Raw genomic sequence first — 22,128 nt, 5'->3', positions numbered from 1 at the left:
AGGAGAATTGCGTCACCGCCACGTGCGCGCCACCGCGCCGCACCGGATCGCCCCTCCGCCAGGATTTCCCCGCTAAACAAGCCATTACCGCGGGTTGCGGCCGTTTTTCGCTCGCGCGTTCCCGGCCGGCCACCGCTTCCATCCATCGATTTGCCACGTGCCAGCCGTCTTCACACGCGCTGGCCCGATTCTTGCGACTCCTCTCCTGCACAGACAAGGGGGTTCGACGGAGCAGGGATCAGCGCTTCAGCGGATTTTTGATGCTTCACGTTAGACGCGAGGGCGGGCACTGGCGATGGGTAAGCGCGTGCCAAACAAAAGGGTATCCACGACGCGGGCAGCGAGGCTGCGGCGTGGGACGCTGGCGGTGCTCGTCGCGCTTGCCTTGTGTTCGGCGTGCGACGGTGTGGTCGCACAAAGCACCGCCGACCGTGACGCACTGCTGGCGCAGGCGCAAACCGAGCGCAACGCCGGCCATCGCGTGGAAGCCTTGGCGCATTGCCAGGACGTGCTGGCGCGTTGGCCCGATGATCGCCAGGCGCAGCTGCTCACCATCCAGCTGTTGTCGGAGCTGGGCGGCGCCGCCCGCGCCAAGGAGCTCTCCGCCACGCTTTCGCCGCCGCTCGGCGCCAGCGAGCGCGAAACGCTTGAGGCCGATGTCGCCTCGCATGAAGTGCGCTGGGCCAAAGGCGTGCCCGCTGATGCCACCAAGCCGTACGCGGATAACGACAAGGCGATCGACGATATCCAGCACATCGCGAACGATCCCGCCGCGCCCGCCGACGTGCGCAGGCGCGCGCAGCTCGATCTGATGGTGGCGTTGGATCAAGGCGATCGCGCGAAGGAAGCATTGGCCGACTACGCCCAACTGAAGCAGCAAGGCGTGCAACTGCCGCCGTATGCGGAAAACGCCGTGGCGGATGCGATGATGCAAGAGCATCGTCCACGCGAAGCCATCGCGCTGTACGAAGACAGCATTCGCCGCGATCCAGGCCCCTATCAACCGGGTGATGTCGATCCGCGCATTGGCTTGGCCTCGGCATATTTCGATGCCGGGCGCATCCACCAATCGCTCGCGATGGTCGACAAATTGGCCGCCGACGAACCGCGCTGGCTGCACACACCAGGTGCGCGTGGCGCGAAACAGAACTCGCGCAAAGTCGACGCCGACACCACCGCCATTCAATTGCACGAAGACGCCGGCCAGCTTGCCGATGCGTACAAACGGCTTGCTGCGATGTGCGCCGAAGCACCCGGCAATGCGGATCTGCGCCGCCAACTGGCGATGGCAGAGCTGGCGCGCGGTTGGCCGCGCCGCGCGGCGGAAACGATGAAAATCGCCGACACGCTCGAAGACGAACACGACACGAACGCCGATCTGGATGACGCCAGTCTGCGCAGCGCGGTGCATGACTATGCCGGCGCACAAGCGGCGCTCGACCAGGCGCAACAGCAAGCCGGCCGCAGTGGACGCGTGCAGGATGCGCTCGATGCATGGCATCGCCAGCTCGACTGGCAATTCGATCTCACACACGACAACGGTTGGGGCAGCAGTCCCGACTACGGCGATCGCGACCAGGAAACGCAGGCGACGCTGGCCAGTCCGCTGATTGACAACCATTGGCGCGTGCTGGCGATCGCACGTGCGTCATCTGCCGCTTTGCCCGAGGGCCACGTCGCGAGGGATCGCGGCGGCCTCGGCGTGCAGGGTTTCATGACCGACCTGTCGTTCTACGCGCAGGCGCTGCTGTCAGCAGATCGCTACGTGCACCGCACGGATCTCGAAGCGGGTTTCAACTGGACCATCAGCGATCACTGGTCGTGGTCCACCGATTGGGCCAGCGCCGGTGCGGATGTTCCGTTGCGTGCGCAGTACTACGGCATTAGCGGTAAAACACTCAGCACTGCCGTGCAATGGCGCGCAAGCGAACTCACCTCCGCACGCCTGGCGCTGTATCGCGATCAATTCACCGACGGCAACGTACGCAAGGGCTGGTTGGGTAATGTCGTGCAGCGCGTGCACACCGGGCCGAACCTGACGTTCGACGGTGGCGTGGAGATCGGCGGCTCCACCAACAGCGAAACCAATCGCCCGTATTTCAATCCGGCGTGGGATCGCTCCTACGCGCTCACCGGCGTGCTGCAAAACGTGCTCGACCAATACGACGACCGCGTGTGGAGCCAGCGCTTCGATGTCGCCTTCGGCCGTTACGCGGAACGCAATTTTGCCACCGGCTGGATGGCCAGCGCGCGCTATGGACAACTGTTCCAGGCGCGCGCCGGCTTGCGTTTCGGCTGGGGTGTGAGCTGGCATTGGCAGCCTTACGACGGCCGGCACGAGTCGCGTGTCGTGCTGGACGTATCCATGCATTGGGGAGAGTAGCGATGCGCATGATCCTGCTCGCCCTGCTTCTGCTGCTTATCGCACCGTTGGCGTGCGCGAACGAGTTCGTGCCGGATGCGTCGCTGATCGTGCTCACCTATCACAACGTGCGCGACGACGTCGGCCTGCAAGGCGATCGCGATCCGGATGCCACCAGCACCGATCATCTGATTGCGCATTTCGATTGGCTGGAAGCCAACGGCTATCACGTGGTCAGCCTCGACCAGGTGATCAAGGCGAAGCAGGGTGGTGCGCCGCTGCCGCTGCATGCCGTGCTGCTCACCTTCGACGATGGCCTGGAAAGTTTTTACACGCGCGTGTATCCGCTGCTACGCGCTTACAACTATCCGGCGGTGTCAGCGCTGGTCGGTTCGTGGATGGACATGCCGGCCGGCCAGACGATGCCGTACAACGGCGGTCCGTGCACGCGCGATTGCTTTATGACGTGGGAACAGGTGCGCGAGATCCAGCAATCCGGTCTGGTGGAATTCGCCTCGCATACCTGGGACCTGCACGAAGGCATCACAGCCAATCCGCAAGGCAACCAATTGCCCGCGGTGGTGACGCTCGAATACGACGCGCACACGAAAAACTATGAAAGCGTGGCTGCCTACACCGCACGCCTGCGCAAGGATCTGGCGCACAGCGCCGAGGAAATCGAACGCGCCACCGGCCACCGTCCGCGCGCAGTGGTGTGGCCGTACGGTGCCTACAACCTGCCAGCCACACAGGTGGCCGCCAGCGAAGGCATGAGCGTGTCCTTCAGCCTGGATGATGTTGTGCCGGTATCGCCGGACGATCACACGCTGCCGCGCTTGCTGGTCAGCGGCAACATCAGCGCCAACCGGCTCGGCTGGCTGATTCGCCATCGAACCCGCGTCGACCCCGTGCGCGCGGTGCAGGTGGATCTCGACTACATCTACGATCCGGACCCGGCGCAGCAGGAGCGCAATCTGTCGCATCTGCTCGACCGCATTCGCCGCATGCATCCCACGCAAGTGTGGTTGCAGGCCTATGCCGATCCGAAAGGTGACGGCGTGGCACAGGCCGTGTATTTCCCCAATCGCCATCTGCCGATGCGTGCGGATCTGTTCTCGCGCGTGGCCTGGCAATTGCGCACGCGTGCTGGCGTGCGCGTGTATGCGTGGATGCCGGTGCTTGCGTTCCGTTTTCCGGATGCGCCAAATTTGCCGTCCCTCGGCGGCGAACCCAGGCCCGGCGGCGATCACTATCGCCTGGCGCCGTGGGATCCGCGCGTGCGGCAGATGATCGGGGATGTCTATGAAGACCTCGCCATGCATGCCAACGAAGCCGGTCTGCTGTTCTCCGACGATGCGTACATTCGCGATACCGACTATCTCGGCCCCTGGTCGAACAACTCTCCGGCCGAACGCACTGCCGCGCTGATCGGCTTTACGCAAGAGCTCACCGCGCGCGTGCGGCGCTGGCGGCCGGAAGTGAAAACCGTGCGCAACATATATGCACGCACGATTTTCGATCCGAAGTCGGAAGCGTGGTTTGCGCAAAGCCTGCCCGCTTTCCTGGCCAGCTACAACGTCACCGCCATCATGGCGATGCCGCAGCTGGACAAGCAGGATGACACCGCCAGCTGGTATCGCGCACTGGTGGCGCGTGTTGCCGCGGCAGGCCCGCATGCGCTGGATGGCGCCTTGTTCGAGTTGGCCACGCACGACTGGCGCACCAGCCAGCCGATTTCCAACGAAGATCTCGACGCGCGCTTCCATCTGCTGCAGGTCGAAGGCGCGCGCCACCTCGGTTACTACCCGGACGACTTCATCCAGAACCATCCGCAGCTCGAAGCGGTTCGCCCGGCGATCTCCATCGCTGACTATCCCTATCCGGAGCGATAACCATGCATACCCATGCGCTCCAAACCTTGCTCAATTTCGCCTTCTTCTATCCGTTGGCGATGTCGCTGATCTGGATGAGCGGCGGACTGATCTATTTCTTCCGTTGGGAACGCCGTGAGCCGTCGCGCGTGAAACCGCCGCCGCTGCCGTCGTATCCGCTGGTGTCGCTGATCGTGCCTTGCCATAACGAAGGCGAGCACGTGCGCGAAACCATCGATCACTTGGCGAAGCAGACCTATCCGAACTTCGAGATCATCGCGGTGAACGACGGTTCCACCGACGACACCGGTGCGCAGCTCGATCAGTTGATGAAGGAAATTCCGGAGCTGCGCGTGCTGCATCTGGCCACCAATCGCGGCAAGGCTACCGGCTTGCGCGCGGCAGCGCTCGCCGCCAAGGGTGAATACCTGGTGTGCGTCGACGGTGACGCCTTGCTCGACAGTTACGCCACTCACTGGCTGGTGATGCACATGCTGGACAGTCCGCGCGTGGGCGCCGTCACCGGCAATCCGCGCATCCGCAATCGCTCGACCTTGCTGGGACGCCTGCAAGTGGGCGAGTTCTCCTCGATCATCGGGCTGATCAAGCGCGCACAACGCGTGTACGGACGCATCTTCACCGTCTCCGGCGTGATCTGTGCGTTCCGCAAATCGGCATTGCACGACGTCGGCTACTGGACCACCGACATGGTGACCGAAGACATCGACGTGAGCTGGCGCCTGCAAATGCGGCATTGGGAAATCCGCTACGAACCCAATGCACTGTGCTGGATCCTGATGCCGGAAACGTTCCGCGGTTTGTGGCGGCAGCGCCTGCGCTGGGCGCAGGGCGGTTCCGAAGTGCTGCTGCGTTACGGTTTGAAACTGCTGCGCTGGCGCCAACGCCGCATGTGGCTGGTGGCGTTCGAATACCTGGTGAGCCTGGCGTGGTCGTTCGACATGGCCGTAATCGTGGTGTTGTGGTTGCTCGGCCACGTGATTCACATGCCGCCCGCCTTGCACGTGCCGGCGCTGTTTCCGGAATGGAACGGCGTCGTGCTGGGCGTGGTGTGCATGCTGCAATTCATGATCAGCCTGCTGATCGATCGCCGCTACGAAGCGCGTATCGGCCGCAACTACTACTGGATGATCTGGTATCCGCTGGTCTACTGGATGCTGACCACCGCCACGTCCATCGTCGCGTTGCCCAAAGCCATCCTGAAGCGCAAAGGCACGTTGGCGATCTGGACCAGTCCTGACAGGGGAATACGATGAAAGCCGATCTCATCATCAACCGCCCGCACCGTCAGCAACCGCTGCAACGGGGCTTGTTCGCCATCGTCACCATCGTGGCGTGGACGTTGTGGATATCGCTGTGGCTGCCGGTGATCACCTTCTTCGCCTGGCTGTTCGGCCTCGGCGATGCGTACAAGCAACTGGGCCTGATGCATCCGCTGCACGCCGCCAATGACTTGAGCATGGTGCTCACCATCGCCGCGGTCTGTGCGTTCTCGATGGGCTCTTGGTCGCAATACAACCGTTTTCGCTTCGCCGGCAAGCAACGCCGCCGCGGCAACCGCGCGCTGGATATCGCCGAAATGGCACCGGCGTTGTCGGCATCGGTGGATACGGCCAAGCAGTTGCGTGCAAGGCAGCGCGCGGTGATCCACTTTGGCCAGAACGGCGAAATGTTTGTCGATACCGCAGCAGACTGATCGAGCTTTTGTAGGTAACCCAACGATGCCGCTCCGAACGGTTGGGTGACGCCGCGCTAACCCAACCTATGTCCGCGCCATGGTCAGCACCGTCGATGCGTAACCCGGCTATTCAAACCTACCCGCTCCAGTCCTAGACTAGCCCGCGCAAGCAACGGCAGAAGATGGCGTCGTCTGTTCGGCGTACCTACCGGTCAAGGGCGAGTGGCAGGGAGCCACCTGCACTTGATCGCTCTCGCGGGGGAGGGGTTATGCGCGTTGTCATCGCTGATGATCATCCCATCATCCTGGTGGGCGTGCGCATGCTGCTGCAAAGCCAGTGCGTCGATTGCCAACTGGTGGGCGAGGCGCATAGTGGCGCTGCGCTGTTGGCATTACTGGCCAGGCAATCCTGCGATCTGGTGCTTACGGATTTTTCCATGCCGGTGGATGGCAAATCGACGGATGGCATGGGCATGATCACCCAGTTGCACGAACGCTATCCGCGGCTGGCCATTGTCATACTCACCATGTCGCATAACCCTGCCTTGATAAAAGGCATGCTCGCTGCCGGCGCCAACGCCGTGGTTGAAAAAACCGCCATGACCAGGGAGTTGGTATTGGCGATCCAGATGGTGCGCAACGGGCGCAGTTACGTCAGCGAATCGCTGCGCAAGCGGTTGGCGGACGGTGCGGCTGAAAGCGGTGCGCAACGCATCGAAGAATCGGGTGGTTCCACGCTGTCCGCGCGCGAGGCCGAGATCATGCGCATGCTGGCGCGCGGCATGACGGTGACGGAAATCGCCAAGGCCACCGCCCGCAGCATCAAGACCATCAGCCAGCAGAAGCACGATGCCATGCGCAAGCTTTGCATCGACAGCGATAGCCAGTTGTTCGAATACATGCGCACGCATGGCATGTGACTGCGTCGTGCCGGCATTGCTTGGGGGTGGGGTTTTCCCACCGGGGTTGGCAAAACGTTCACGCCACCATAACGAACGATTGAGCTAGAGTTTACGCACCGATCACGCTTCTATCGCGTTCCAGTTGTTATGGCCTCACAGGCCATGGACGTTTCAGATGTAAAGCGGAAGAAGCGGCAGAAAGGGAGTAGTGCTGGTAGGACGAACAGCACCTGAGGGACGTTCCCTTAAACCGTGAAACGAGGGATTTCACGTATGACTACTGGCAGTCGAACTACCGCTGTCCCGTCCTGGCGCACCGCGCGCAAAACATCTTTCCCATCATTCACCGCCACGGCATTCATCCACGCACTTGGGCTCGATGATCGACATCGACGCTTACATGTGTTCCGTCTGAAGGTTCGCGCCTAGCACCACCACCTGCTTGGGAACCGGGTTTTCTCTGCCGAGCGAGGCAGGAGCCTGGGCGTCCTCCCGCGCCTGTATTTCTTCACCGCGGTCGAACGCAGGTCGGCCTGTTTTTTTGCGCGGGTAGGAGAGTTCTGATGTCGATGCAAAAAAAGGCTGGATAGCCTTGCGCATAGTCACCCACAGGGGGCATTGAGCATGATCGTTGGAGCGAAGCGGCAAATGGCTACCATTGCCCATCGGCGGCGAGCACCCGTCAAGCTGACCGCGTTGGCTTTGGCTCTGATGAGCGCGGTGCCGCTGTGGGCACAGACCTCGCGCCCGAATGCCGGCCAGCTATTGCAGCAAACCGCTCCGGCCTTACCGCCACCGGCACCAGGCAAAAACCAGGGCGTAGCGCCGCCTGCGGCGCCTGCCATGCCGTCGCAGGCTTCGGCCGCGACCGTGGAAGTCAAGGCGATCCGCTTCTCCGGCAATGCGCATATCGACGACGCCACCCTGCGCAGGGCCATGCCGGAGATCGCACAGATCGAAGGCAGGCCGGCGACGCTGGCGCAGCTTAACGACCTGGCCGATACCGTTACGCATTACTACCGCCAGCACGGTTATTTCGTCGCCGTCGCTTATGTTCCACGGCAGACCGTGGAAGGCGGCGTGATCACCATCCAGGTGCTGGAAGGCAAGCTCGATCAGGTCCACGTCGGCCGTTCGGGCGGCTACGATCCGGCGCGCGTGCAGCGCTATGGCGATGAGGCGCTGTGCGGGCAAAGCAGCGGTTGCACCGATGCCACGTTGACGCGTGCACGCGCCGACCGCGCGGTGGGATTGATATCGAGCCTGCCGGGTGTGGTGAGCGCTTCGGGCACGCTGTCGCCTGGTTCGACGGTTGGCACCAGCGACGTCACCTTGGATGCCGTGCCTGGGCCGAGCATTACCGGTGTGCTGGGCGTCGATGACTACGGCAACGAATACACGGGACGCATCCGCGAAACCGGCGATCTGCGCTGGAACAATCCGCTGGGTATCGGTGATCTGTTGACGGCGGACGTGGCTTTGTCCGATCGCTGGGGCTTGGGTGGCACGCGCGGCCGCGGCGCCTTGAATGGCGTGCTCGATTACAGCTTGCCGATCGGCCATGACGGCTGGCGTGTCGGGGCCAACTATACGCATCTGCTGTATCGCCTCGGTGCACCGTTCGACGTCACTGATGCTTACGGTGGCGGCAACGAGTTCAACACCTACGTCGCCTACCCCGTTCTGCTGTCGCCCTACAAGCATTTATGGGTGCGCGCCAGTTACGGCGTCAAATGGCTGTCCGACAGTGTGCTGCAGCAAACCTTCCACACGCGCGACACCACCGTGGTGCTCAGCGCGAATGGCGACGCCATCGACACCGTGTGGGGCGGCGGGCAGACGCTATACGGCGCATCGCTCACGCGCGGGTTGATCGCCTACGGCAGTGGACCACGTCCGGTCGATACGGTGAATGCGGTGGGGCACTACACCAAGCTGGATTTCACCGTCGCGCGCGATCAGACCGTGGCGTATCTGGCGCACGACGCGCAACGCGTGAGTGTGTATGGCGCTTTGCAAGGCCAGTGGAGCAACCGCAATCTCGATTCGGTGGAGAAGTTCACGCTGGGCGGCCCGGCCGGCCTGCGCGGTTATCCGGTGGGCGAAGCGGTGGGTGACGAAGGTGCGATCGCCACGCTGGAGTTGCGCGACTCGTTCGCCTTGGCCGCGCTGGGTGGCGACAACATGACGCTCTCGCTGTTTCGCGACAACGGCTGGCTGAAGGTCAACCACACGCCGTGGTCGGGTTATGAAGGCGCGCGGCAACGTCATCTGGGCAGCACCGGCATTGGTGCGGATCTGCTGCATCGGAATCGTTACGACCTCAAGCTGATGTATGCGCTGCGCGATCCCGGCGGCGATCGCGATACGGCCACTCACGATCACCGCAGCTGGCTGTGGTTTCAGGCACAGATCTTTTTCTAAGCGTTGCAACGTTCGACGCTCGAATGCGTCGGGGGAATCGTTATGAACGCCAAGCTTTATCGTCACGTGTTCAACCAGAGCCTGGGCTGCCTCGTTGCCGCGCCCGAGATCGCGCACAGCCGCACGAAGGTTGGCGCGACGGGTGCAGCATCGCGTCACCTGCCTGCCATGCGACCGCTGGGCATGGCGCTGGCGATGTTGATGGGCGGCGCCCTGCATGCACAGACATTGCCGACGGGCGGCAGCATCGTCGGTGGGCAGGGACATATCGGCACCGCCGGCAACACGATGACGGTGCAGCAGAACACGCAGCGTCTGGCAATCAACTGGAACAGCTTCAACATTGGCACCGGCAACACGGTGGTGTTCAATCAGCCGTCCAGCCACTCAGTCGCATTGAACAGCGTGCTGGGCAACAACCCGTCGCAGATCTACGGCAACCTGCGCGCGAATGGTCAGGTGTTTTTGATCAATCCGAACGGCGTGCTGTTCGGCAAGAGCGCGCAAGTCAGCGTGGGCAGTCTGTTTGCGAGCACGCTGCCCATCAACGTATCGGCCTTCATGCAGGGTGGCGGTAGTTACACATTCAGCCGCAACGCAGGCAGCGCATCGGGGCAGGTGATCAACCAAGGCCAGCTGCATGCCGTGAACGGTGGCTTCGTGGTGCTGGCCGGCAACCGGGTGATCAACAGCGGCACCATCCATGCAACGCAAGGTACGGTGGCGCTGGCGTCGGGCGATAGCGTTACGCTGAACCTGGACAATGCCGGCGCCATGACCGTCAACGTGAATGCGGCGACGCTTGGCGCATTGATCCAGAACCAGGGCTTGATCGAAGCCGACGGCGGACAAGTACTGCTGACGGCACGTGGCGTCGGCATGTTGCAGTCGAACGTGATGAACCTGAGTGGCGTCCTTGATGCTCGCTCGATCGGCAGCAAGAACGGCAAGGTGGTGATTGACGGCGGCGATGCTTCGCAAGGCGACAGCGGTACGGTGTCGTTGGCCAGCGCCACCGTTGATGCATCAGGCGCCAACGCAGGCGAGCAGGGCGGCGCCGTCACCATCACCGGCCCCCACGTCAATCTGCAGGCCAGTGCGATCAATGTGAGCGGCAACGCTGGCGGCGGCATTGCCTTGGTCGGTGGCGGTGCGCATGGTGAAGGCCCGCTGACGCGCGCATTGACCACGACAGTGGATGCCGGCAGCACCATCGACGCGTCGGCCACCCACAACGGCAACGGCGGCACGGTGGTGTTGTGGTCGGATGAGGAAACCGATTTCGACGGCGCCATCCTGGGGCGCGGCGGCATGCTCGGCGGCAATGGCGGCTGGGTGGAAACTTCCAGCGAAGGCGCCGTGCATTTTCGCGGCAACGTCACCACGCGCGCACCGCATGGTGTGCAAGGCACCTTGTTGCTCGATCCCTACAACATCGTGATCGGCAACGGCAGTTCCAACCCGACCCCGGTGAACTGGACGGACGTGTCGTGCGCGACCGACGTCACTTCCAACATCACCATCGGCATGGCCGATCTGTCGGCGCAATTGAATGCCACCTCCATCCAACTGGTGGCCAAGAACAACATTACCGATCAGGCTGGTGTTGCTGTCACGGGAACGACGGGCACGCTGATCTTCCAGGCCGGCAATGTGTCGTTGACGGGCGCGTACAACGTCGCCGGCGGTCTGGTGTTCAACGTGACGGGCACCGCGCTGGTTTCCGGTGTGATCTCGGGAAGCGGTGGCCTTACTCAAGCGGGCACGGGCACGACCATACTCGCCGCCAACAATACGTATAGCGGCCTTACGGCGATCAATGCCGGCACGTTGCAAGTAGGCAATGGCGGCACCACCGGCACCCTGGGCACGGGCAACGTCACCGACAGCGCCAACCTCACGTTCAATGTCAGCGGCACCACGACCGTCAGCGGGTTGATCAGCGGCACGGGCAGCCTGACCCAGGCGGGAACGGGCACCGCCATCCTGGCGTCCAACAACAGCTACAGCGGCATTACCACCATCAGCGCAGGCACGCTGCAGGTGGGTAACGGTGGTTCGGCAGGCAGGCTGGGCTCCGGCACGGTGACCGATAACGGGGCGTTGGTATTCAACGTCAGCACGCCCGCGGCGATCAGCACCTTGATCACTGGCACGGGCAGTCTGACCCAGGTGGGCACAGGCACGCTGATTCTGGCGGCCAACAATACATACAGCGGCGGCACCACGATCAATGCAGGCACGACGCTGCAGGTGGGCAACGGCGGCGCGACGGGCAACCTGGGTGCTGGCGCGGTTGCCGACAACGGCAACCTGATTTTCAACACCACCGGCACCACGACGATCACCCCGGTGATCGGCGGCAGCGGCAACGTGAACCAGGTCGGCACGGGCATCGCCGTGTTGACCGGCAACAACACCTACAGCGGCAGCACCACGATCAGCGCGGGCACGTTGCAGATCGGCAATGGCGGCACGTCGGGCAGCCTGGGCACGGCGGCCTCCGTCACCGACAACGCCAACCTGACCTTCAACCTCGGCGGCACGACCACGATCAACACGGTGATTGCGGGCACGGGCAATCTGACGAAGGCAGGGGCGGGTACCGTCATCCTCGCCGCCAACAACACATACGCTGGCATCACCACCATCAGTGCCGGCACGCTGCAGGTAGGCAACGGCGGCACGGCCGGCAGCCTGGGCGCAGGCAATGTGGTCGACAGTGCAGCACTGGTGTTCAACCTCAGCAGCCCCACGACGATTGCCAACGTGATCTCAGGCGGAGGCAGCCTGTCGCAGGCGGGCACGGGCACCGTCATTCTGGCGGGCAACAATACGTACAGCGGCGGCACCACGGTCAACGCGGGCACGACGCTGCAAATAGGCAACGGCAGTACAACGGGCAACCTTGGCTCTGGCGCGGTCAACGACAACGGCGACCTGGTATTCAACACCACCGGCACCACGACGATCACGCCGGTGATCGGTGGCAGCGGCAACGTAAGCCAGGTGGGCACGGGCACCACCGTGCTGACGGCCAACAACACCTATGCCGGCAGCACCACGATCAGCGCAGGCACGCTGCAGATCGGCAACGGCGGCGCGTCGGGCAGCCTGGGCACGGCGGCTACCGTCACCAACAATGCCAACCTCACGTTCAACCTCAACGCCGTGACGACGGTGAACGCGACGATTGCGGGCACCGGCAATCTGACACAGGCCGGTAGCGGCACCACCATCCTGGCCGCCAACAATACGTATAGCGGCGCCACCAATATCACCGCCGGCACGCTGCAGGTCGGCAACGGGAGCACGGCCGGCAGCCTGGGTTCGGGCAACATCACCGACAACGCGAACCTGACGTTCAACCTGTCGGGCAACACGACGATAGCCGGCGCGCTCAGCGGCACCGGCAAGCTGCAAAACGCGTTTCTGGGCACCGTCCAGACCTTGTCGAACGTGAGCGGTTTTACCGGAACGTACAGTGTGCTGGCGGACGAGAACAGCGCGTCGACCGCGACGTTCAACGTGCCCACCAATTCGAATATATCCAGGAACACGGTGAACGTGGTGCTGTCCGGCAGCGCGAACGCGAACACCGCGTTCACGCCGTTCCCGGTCTTCAATCCACAGAGCACGGCCTACATCGGCACGCCCACGCTGCAGATAGACGGCAATACGGTGGCCAATGCCGCCGCGGCGCTCGGCGGCACGCTGACCTCATCCGGCACCAACATCACGCTGGGTGGCGGTTATCTGTGGCAACTGTTCAACGGCACCACGACAGCCAACTTCACCACGCTGACGAGCAGCAGCAACTTTGTGCTGAGCGGTAATGCATGGATTGCCGTGGCGCCTGGATTGACCGTAACCGAAAGCGGCGTGCTGAGCGGCACCCCCAATCAGCTCACCGTTCAATGGCCCGGCTACGGACAGGTGTGCACCATCGGGTGCGCCGCGCCGACGGTGATCCTGTCGGGCAACAACACCTATAGCACCAGCGCTTACACCTACGTCGGCTACAGCACCTTGCAGATCGGTAATGGCGGCGCGTCGGGCAGCCTGGGCGCCACCAATGTGTATCTGGGCTACGCCAATTCCACGCTGGCCTTCAATACCAGCGGCACGACCACGGTCAACGGTTCCATCGTCGGCGTCGGCAACCTGATCCAGCAAGGCACCGGCACCGCCATCCTGGCCGGCAACAATACCTACAGTGGCAACACGACGATCGCAGCGGGCACGCTGCAAGTGGGCAATGGCGGCAGCAATGGCAGCCTGGGCACAGCGACCACCATCACCGACAACGGCACGCTGACGTACAACCTCAGCGGCAACACGACGGTGAGCGCGACCATCACCGGCACCGGCAACCTGACGCAGGCAGGTACCGGCACCACCATCCTTGCCGCCAACAACACCTACAGCGGTACCACCACCATCACAGCAGGCACGCTGCAGGTAGGCAACGGCGGCAGCGCCGGCAGCCTGGGTGCGGGCGCCATCGCCGACAACGGCACGCTGGCCTACAACCTGTCACGCAGTACGACCATCGCCAACCCGCTTACCGGAAGCGGCACGCTGCAAAACGTGTTTCTGGGAACGACGCAGACGCTGACCAATGTCACCGGCTTCACCGGCACCTATGCCGTGAGCACGAACGAGGTCAACGCTGCTGTTGCCGGCATCAGCCTGCCCAACGGGACGGACCTGTCCGCCAACACCTTCAACACCATCATTACGGCGAGCAATCCCAACAGCTCGTTCACGCCGTACAAGGTCTTCAATAACAGCTACACGGGCACGCCCATTCTGGAAATCAACGGTTTGGTGGTGAGCAACGGCAGCATGGCCGTCGGCGGCACGCTGACCTCGTACAACACCAATATCACGCTGGGCGGCGGCTATCTGTGGAGCCTGTTCGACGGCACCACGACCACCGGCTTCAACACGCTGACGGACGCCAACAGCTATGTGCTGAGCGGCAATTCGAACATCACCGTGGCGCCGGGTTTGACAGTGACGCAGAGCGGCGCGCTCAGCGGCAGCGGCAACCTGACGATTCAACAGTCGTGCGGCGTATCGCAGTGCAATGCGAGCACGGTCATCTTCACCGCCAACAACACCTACACCGGCACCACCACGGTCAGCAACGGTACGCTGCAGGTCGGCAGCGGCGGCACGACGGGCAGCCTCGGTGCCGGCAACATCGTCAATAACGGCAATCTCACCTATAACCTCAGCAGCACCACCACGGTCGGGGGCGCGATCAGCGGCACGGGCAATCTGTCGCAGGTGGGCACGGGCACAACCATCCTTGCGGCCAACAACAACTACAGCGGCACCACCAATATCAGCGCGGGCACGCTGCAGGTGGGCAATGGCGGCAGTACCGGCAGCCTGGGCACGGGCAATGTCACCGACACGGCCAACCTCGTATTCAACTCGTCGGGCAATTCGACCATTTTTGGATGCCTCAGCGGAAACGGTACGCTGACGCAGAACGGCATCGGCGCAGTGGATATTGGCGGCGGCAACACCTCCACCAACAACAACTTCAGCGGCAGCATCACGGTCAACGCCGGCACGCTGATCGGCGATGGCGGCAACACGGGATACGGCGCACTTGGCAATGGCACGACCATCACTGTCAACAACGGTGGCACGCTCATGGCCGGTGCCAACAACAATGGATTGGTTGGTACGGCACAGAGCGCAACGATCATTCTCAACAGCGGCTCGGTACTGACCACCAGCAGCAACAGCACCACCGACACGCTGGGACGGTTGACGCTCAATGGAGGAACGCTCGCGAACCCAGGGCCGGTGACGGGAAGCGCTGCGACCTACGGCGCCTGGTATCTCACCCAGAACGTCACGGTTACCGCGAACTCGACGATCTCGGCGCTGGGCGTCACCCTGGATCAGTCGGGCGGCACGAACTTCAATATCGCAAGCGGCAATCAGCTACTGGTCAGCGGAACATTGATCAATGCGCCGGGTGCCGCAAACAGCGGCATGAACCTGACCGGTCCCGGCACCATGGTGCTGGCCAGTAACAACAATTACAGCGGCACCACGCGGATCAGCAATGGCACGCTGCAGGTTGGCAACGGCGGCACCACTGGAAGTCTCGGCACGGGCGCTGTCGTCGACAACGCGAACCTGATCTTCAATCTCAGCGGCACTTCCACGGCCCCCGGTGTCATCAGCGGCACGGGCAACCTGTCCCAGGTGGGCACGGGTACCACCATCCTCGCGGCCAACAACACCTACACCGGCACGACGACGATCAGCAGCGGCACGCTGCAGGTGGGCAACGGCGGCACCGCGGGCAGCCTGGGCACGGGTAACGTCACCGACAACGCCAACCTGACGTTCAACACCACCGGTACGACCACAGTCAACGGCTCGATCAGCGGTACCGGCAACCTGACGCAAGCGGGCACGGGCACCACCGTGCTCGCGGCCAACAATAGCTACAGCGGCAGCACCACGATCAACGCGGGCACGCTGCAAGTGGGCAACGGCGGCACCGCGGGCAGCCTGGGTACGGCCACTACCGTCACCGACAACGGCAACCTGGCGTTCAATACCAGCGGCACGACCCTCGTCAATGCGTCCATCGGTGGCACCGGCAACCTGATCCAGAAGGGCACGGGTACGACCATTCTTGCGGCCAACAACGCTTATAGCGGCACGACCATCATCACCGCGGGTACGCTGCAGATCGGCAATGGCGGCACCACGGGCAGTCTGGGTACGGGCAATGTCGCTGATGGGGCCAACCTGACCTTCAACCGGTCGGACAACACAACGATTGCCAACGCCATCACCGGTAATGGCACGTTGGAAAACGTGTATCTGGGCACCACACAGAACCTGACGAACGTGGCCGGCTTCACCGGCACCTATGCCGCGCTGGCGGACGAAGTCGCCGGTACCGCCGCGACATTCAACATACCCACCGGCACCAACCTGGCTGGCAATACGTTCGATGTGATCGTTACGAAAACGAATCCCAACACGTCGTTCACGCCGTTCCCGGTCTTCAATACCCAGAACACCTCCTACACGGGCACGCCGACGCTGCAAATCAACGGCCTGGTGGTCGCCAACGCCACGGCCGCGGTGGGTGGCGAGCTGACCTCGACCAACACCAACATCACCTTGGGTGGCGGTTATCTGTGGAGTTTGAACGACGGCACCACGACCACGTACTACACCACCACCCTGGGAAGCACCACGACGGCATTGACCGGCAATGCCACCATCACTGTCGCGCCAGGTTTGACGGTGACGCAAGCCGGATTGCTCAGCGGCAGCGGCAACCTGACGATCGTGCAATGCGGCTTCGCGCAGTGCGATCCCAGCACGACGATACTCACCGCCAACAACACGTATACCGGCACCACCAATATCACCAATGGCACGCTGCAGATCGGCAATGGCGGCGCCTCCGGCAGTCTGGGCACCGGTAACGTCATCGACAGCAGCAATCTCACGTTCAACGTCAGCGGCACCACGACGGTTGCCGGTTCGATCAGCGGCACGGGCAACCTGACCCAGGCCGGCGTGGGCACCACCGTGCTCGCCGCCAACAACAGCTACAGCGGCAATACCACGATCAGTGCCGGCACCTTGCAGGTCGGCAACGGCGGCACAGCTGGCAGTCTCGGTACAGCCAACACCATCACTGACAACGCCAATCTCACGTTCGATCTCAGCGGAAGCACTACGGTCGGCGCCGTGATCGGCGGCACGGGCAACCTGACTCAGGTGGGGTCGGGTACGACCATCTTGACTGGCAACAACATTTATAGCGGCACCACCACCATCACGGCAGGCACGCTACAGGTCGGCAACAACGGCACCAGCGGCAGCTTGGGTACAGGTGTAGTGACCGACAACAGCAACCTTCTGATCAATCGTTCGGACGCTGCACTCAATCTCAGCACCGTGGCGGCGAATACCGCCGGCATTACCGGTACCGGCAACTTCACCTCGAACGTCGCTGGCAATTTCACCATCGACCGGTCGATCAACCTCGGCGGCAATGTCACGGCGACCGAAGGTGCCGGTACCAATGGCGCAACCGGTGGTGCCGCAGGCGGCGCGGGCGGTTCGGTGATCGAGAGTGCGGGCGTCGCCATTACCGCAGCCAACGTGACGCTCACGGGTGGCGCAGGCGGTGTGGGTGGAACACAACCCAGCCAGACGACTACCGCCAATATTGTCGGTGGCGCGGGCGGCGCGGGTGGTGCGGTGCTTGTGTACGGAACGATCAACGCGACGACGGGAGGTGTCGCACTGACGGGTGGCGCCGGCGGCGGCGGCGGTGGCGGCAGGGGCGGTGTAACCGGCCTGGTCAACCCGACCTCCGGCAGCGGTGGTGGTGCTGGCGGTGCCGGTGGCGCCGTCGTCGTGGCGGGCGGTGTCAACGCAGGCGCAGGCGGCATCGCGCTCACGGGTGGTACGGGCGGCGGTGGTGGCGGCGGTGGAAGCAGTGGTTCGAGTTACCACGCTGGCAGTGCCCCCGGCGGATACGGTGGTGCGGGTGGTGCGGGCGGTAACGTGTCGGTCAACGGCCAGAACCTGGTGACGACCGGCGCGATTACAGCGGTGACTGGCAGTGGCGGCGGCGGTGGCGGTCATGGTGGTGGCCAATACGGCTATGTTGGCGCCAACGGTTTGTCGGGAACGGCAGGAACAACCGGCGGAGCGGGCGGGGCAGGTGGATCCAGTTCTCAAACAGCTGGCGGCGCCGGCGGAGCGGTCGGTGTTGCCGGTGGCGCCGGCAGCATGGGTGGCAGTTCGTCGCGAGGCGCGGCAGGCGGCGCGGGTGGTAACGCGAGTACGCTTGCCTTCAACAACGGTACCAGCACACTGACGGGTGCCAATTTAAGCGTGAGCGCGAACAGTGCCATCGCGCTCAATACAGGCAGCACGGCGGTTATCAACGTGACCGGCTCGCCTAATCTTGCGAACAACATCAGCGGTTCGGGCAATCTCACCCAGACCGGTGCCGGCACGGTGACGTTGTCGGGTGCAAGCAACTACACGGGCACGACGACCGTCAACAACGGCGCGGTGAACATCAGCGGCTCGTTGAATGTCGGCAGCGGAACAGCCCAGGTCGTAATGGCTAACGGCACCACCTTCGCCGCGGCCAACATCACCGCCGGCCTCACGAATATCTCCGGCAGCGGCAACGTCACCCTGGCGGGCGTGAAAGCCAATGGTTCGGTGACAGCGAACACCACCGGCAATCTCACCTTGAGCGCCAATCTTTCCAGCGGCGGCAACGTCACGCTGGTGGCCGGTGCCCAGGGCGCGTCCGGACTTCCCTCCGGCACGGATACGGCCGGTGACGTGCTCACCACCAACGGCGCCCAGATCATTCTGCCCAATGCGGGCACGTTCACCGCTTACACCGGCAACGACAACGTTGCGCAGCTGAGTGCCGCGATAGTCGGCGCCACGGGCGCCACCGATTACCTTGCTTACAACGCCAACCTCGGCAATGTCACCAACGTGACGGCAGGCACGCGCAATTTCGATGTGCGCACGCAGCCCAATCTATCAGGCGTCTTTACGGCCAACAAAACCTACGACGGCACCAACAACGCCTTAAGCGTATTGAACATCGGTTCGTCGAGCGTACTGGGTTCCATCGGCGGGGCAGGCGGTTGCACGTCCGTGGCGATCAACACCAGCAGCCTCAACATCACCGGTGCAGTGTTCAACACCAGTCACGCGGGCAACAACCTGATCGTGACCGTACAGGCGGGAACGCTGAGCTTGAATGCGAGCTTCAGCGGCAAATCCTGGAACGTTTCCATGGCGAGCCCCCTCATCAGCAATCCCAACGGTGGCGGCACGATCACGCCGAAGGCAGTGACAGTGACGGCGTCGACGGACACCAAGGTGTATGACGGCACGACGACGAGCACTGCGGCAGTCACCAACGTCACCGGCGTTCTGGCGGGCGACAGCCTGACCGGCCTGTTCCAGTCGTACAACAATTCGCACGTGCTGGGTACCAATGGCTCGCTGCTGGTGGTCGATGGCAGCGGCGTGGGCGTGAGCGGCAACCACAGCAGCTTGTTGAGCGACTACACGATCAGTTACGCCACCACGTCCGGCACGATCACGCCGAAGGCGGTGACGGTGACAGCGTCGACGGATACCAAGACCTACGATGGCACCATCGCAAGCAGTGCGGCGGTGACCAACATCACCGGCCTTCTTTCCGGCGACAGCCTGACCGGCCTGTCTCAGACGTACAACAACGCCCACGTGCTGGGCACCAATGGCTCGCAGTTGGTGGTCAATGGCAGTGCGGCGGGCGTGAGCGGCAGTCACGGCAGCCTGCTGGGCGACTACGCGATCCGTTACGTCAACACGACGGGCACCATCACGCCGAAGGTGTTGATGCCAGTCATCAACGCCGTGGGCAAGACCTACGACGGCACGACCAGCACAACCTCCACGGTGACGCTGGCGCCTTCCTCTGGCTTCGTGGGCAACGATGCCGCCACGGGCGTTACCGGCTTCTCCCTGGCCTTCGATAACCCGAATGCCGGCACGCGCAATGTGGTGGCCAGCGGCACGGGCAGCCTGGTCGGCTTCACCGGTGCGGCCAGCGGCAACGGCAGCGGCGTTGGAGCGGGCAACGAGGTGGCGGGATTGGCAAGCGACTACACCCTCGCCACGCCAGCTTCGGCCAGTGCCGTGATCAGCGCTGCCAGTCTCGTGGTGACGGCTAACAACGACGCCAAGATCGTCACGCAGAGCGACACGGCCGGGTACAACGGCGTGAGCTTCACGGGCTTCATCGGCGGCGACAACGCCAGCATGCTGGGCGGCACGCTCTCGATCACTCGCACGGGAGTCGGCGTCGACGAGGCGGCCGGCACGTATAACGGTGTGCTGGTGGCATCGGGATATACCTCCAGCAACTACAACATCACCTACGTCAACGGAAACTACCAGATCGTGCCTGCGCAACAGCTGCTGGTGCACATTCAGAACATGAACAACACCTACGGCACCACGCCGGGCTACGCCATCACCAGCGCGCAGTACATGGATAGCGGCAACGTTATTCATACGCTCACGCAAACCAGCCACAACGGCAACACGTTCACGTATGACGACAATGTCGGCGGCAGCGTCACGTTCACCGTGACGCCTACGGGGGCGGTGCAAAGCGGTGCGGACTTCCTGGCCGCGGGGAACTACGGGCTGACGGGCTCGAACACCAGCATCGTGGGCAACGACTTCCTGCAAGCGGTCTATGTCGGTAATCAGATGGTGAGCCGGGCTGCGCTCACGCCGCTGGTCAATGGCGTGTCGAAGGTGTACGACGGCACGACAACCATAACCGGCTTGGCAGTGGGCCTTCAGGGCGAGCTGACGGGCGACACCGTTACCGTCGGTGCTGATGGTGCATTCAATACCACACACGCGGGCAACAACCTTGGCTATACCGTCAACAACATCGCCTTGGGCGGCGCGGATGCCGGCGACTATTACCTGAGCAGCAACACACTCTCCGGTAGCGACGGCACGATCACGCCAAAGGCGGTGACGGTGACGGCGTCGACGGACACCAAGGTGTACGACGGCACGACCACCAGCAATGCGGCAGTGACCAACATCACGGGATTGCTATCGGGCGACAACCTGACCGGTGTATTCCAGTCGTACAACAGTTCACACGTGCAGGGCACGGACGGCTCGCTGCTGGTAGTCAATGGCACTGGCGCGGGCTTGAGCGGCAACCACGGCAGTCTGCTCGGCGACTATGCGATCAGCTATGTCAACACGGCGGGCACGATCACGCCGGCAGCCTTGACGGTGACGTCGAACACCGGCTCCAAGGTCTACGACGGTAGCGTGTCGTCGAACGTGACGGCGACGGTGACAGGTTTCCGCGGCACGGACAGCCTGAACGGGACCGTGACTGAGGTGTACAACTCAAGCCATGCGCAGGGTGCGGACGGCTCGACGCTGTCGGCGGCGACCACCTTGAGCAACGCGTCGATCAACGGCGGCTACATCACGGACTACATCGTGTCCTACGTGAACGCCATGGGCACGATCACACCGGCGAATGTCACCGTGACGGCATCGACCGATACCAAGATGTACGACGGGACGACGACAAGCAACGCAGCCGTGACCAACGTCACCGGTCTCGTCGGGAACGACAGCCTCACGAACCTGTTCCAGGCGTACAACAATTCGAACGCATTGGGCGCTGACGGCTCGCTGCTGGTGGTCGACAGCCATGGCGTGGGGTTGAGCAGCAGCATGGGCGGCCGCCTGGGCGACTACGCCATCACCTATGTCAGCGCCCCGGGCACCATCACGCGCCGGCCGGTGGTGGCGTCGAATGTGAGCTTGAATAGCGACGGCACGTTGAACATTTCGCAGGCCACGCTATCGGGCGTGCTGCCTGGCGAGACGCTGACGATCATGCAGGGTGGCACGCCTGGCACGCTGGTATTGGCCGGACCGACGGCTGGGGATTATGTGTTGATTGTGCCGCGCGTGGAGCCGGCGCAGCCACCGCCTGTTCCATTTGATGTAGACAAATGGCGCGGTGCGCTACGCACGGGACAGCACATGATCGGCCTGATGCCGCCGCCGTGGATCGCGGTGACGCAGAGCGAGGTATCGCCTACCTTGAACCAGGTGGCGCAGAGCGGACAGTTGCCGAGCGAAGCGTTGTATTGCGTGCAGGGAGCGATTCGCGTGCCGGGTTATGTGAATGCGTTGCCGGTGGATGGATGCCGGCAAATGGTGTCGGGACGGCCAGGTGGTTGATGCAGCGCAGGATTGAGATGCGCGCAAGCTGAGCGAAGA

The 22,128-nt window shown here is 63.2% G+C and carries 8 protein-coding genes; 7 read left to right on the top strand and 1 reads right to left on the bottom strand.

Annotated features, from left to right (window positions below):
- Positions 1 to 367: 367 nt before the first annotated feature.
- The 5 genes from pgaA to VJR68_RS06460 all read left to right on the top strand — a co-directional run bounded on the left by pgaA (position 368) and on the right by VJR68_RS06460 (position 6,849).
- Positions 368 to 2,383, top strand: coding sequence for a poly-beta-1,6 N-acetyl-D-glucosamine export porin PgaA (pgaA, locus tag VJR68_RS06480; RefSeq protein ID WP_324146851.1), 2,016 nt, complete (start codon positions 368 to 370; stop codon positions 2,381 to 2,383).
- 2 nt (positions 2,384 to 2,385) lie between these two features.
- On the top strand, positions 2,386 to 4,254 hold the full coding sequence (pgaB, locus tag VJR68_RS06475) for a poly-beta-1,6-N-acetyl-D-glucosamine N-deacetylase PgaB (protein WP_324146850.1): 1,869 nt from the start codon (positions 2,386 to 2,388) through the stop codon (positions 4,252 to 4,254).
- 2 nt (positions 4,255 to 4,256) lie between these two features.
- The gene (gene pgaC, locus VJR68_RS06470; RefSeq protein WP_324146849.1) at positions 4,257 to 5,507 is read left to right on the top strand and encodes a poly-beta-1,6-N-acetyl-D-glucosamine synthase; all 1,251 of its coding nucleotides are present in this window, start codon (positions 4,257 to 4,259) and stop codon (positions 5,505 to 5,507) included.
- Entirely contained in the window at positions 5,504 to 5,947 is a 444-nt protein-coding gene (gene pgaD / locus VJR68_RS06465) for a poly-beta-1,6-N-acetyl-D-glucosamine biosynthesis protein PgaD (RefSeq protein WP_324146848.1), read from the top strand. Before pgaC ends, pgaD begins: the two co-directional genes overlap by 4 nt.
- A gap of 251 nt (positions 5,948 to 6,198) precedes the next feature.
- Positions 6,199 to 6,849 (top strand): response regulator transcription factor, encoded by a 651-nt coding sequence (locus tag VJR68_RS06460; RefSeq protein ID WP_324146847.1) that lies wholly within the window; start codon positions 6,199 to 6,201, stop codon positions 6,847 to 6,849.
- Between the two features lie 378 nt (positions 6,850 to 7,227).
- On the opposite strand, the gene VJR68_RS06455 is transcribed toward VJR68_RS06460, so the two are convergent.
- Positions 7,228 to 7,431, bottom strand: a complete 204-nt coding sequence (locus VJR68_RS06455; protein ID WP_324146846.1) for a hypothetical protein — start codon at positions 7,429 to 7,431, stop codon at positions 7,228 to 7,230.
- Positions 7,432 to 7,479: 48 nt separating this feature from the next.
- On the opposite strand from VJR68_RS06455, the gene VJR68_RS06450 reads away from it, so the two are divergent.
- Together VJR68_RS06450 and VJR68_RS06445 are read left to right on the top strand one after the other, a co-directional pair.
- Entirely contained in the window at positions 7,480 to 9,255 is a 1,776-nt protein-coding gene (locus VJR68_RS06450; protein ID WP_324146845.1) for a ShlB/FhaC/HecB family hemolysin secretion/activation protein, read from the top strand.
- Positions 9,256 to 9,297: 42 nt separating this feature from the next.
- Positions 9,298 to 22,089 (top strand): autotransporter-associated beta strand repeat-containing protein, encoded by a 12,792-nt coding sequence (locus VJR68_RS06445; RefSeq protein WP_324146844.1) that lies wholly within the window; start codon positions 9,298 to 9,300, stop codon positions 22,087 to 22,089.
- Positions 22,090 to 22,128: the final 39 nt, after the last annotated feature.

The sequence above is a fragment of the Dyella sp. genome (assembly GCF_035277725.1).
In the GTDB taxonomy this organism is placed as follows: domain Bacteria; phylum Pseudomonadota; class Gammaproteobacteria; order Xanthomonadales; family Rhodanobacteraceae; genus Dyella_B.
This window is presented reverse-complemented; position numbering and strand designations above follow the sequence as displayed.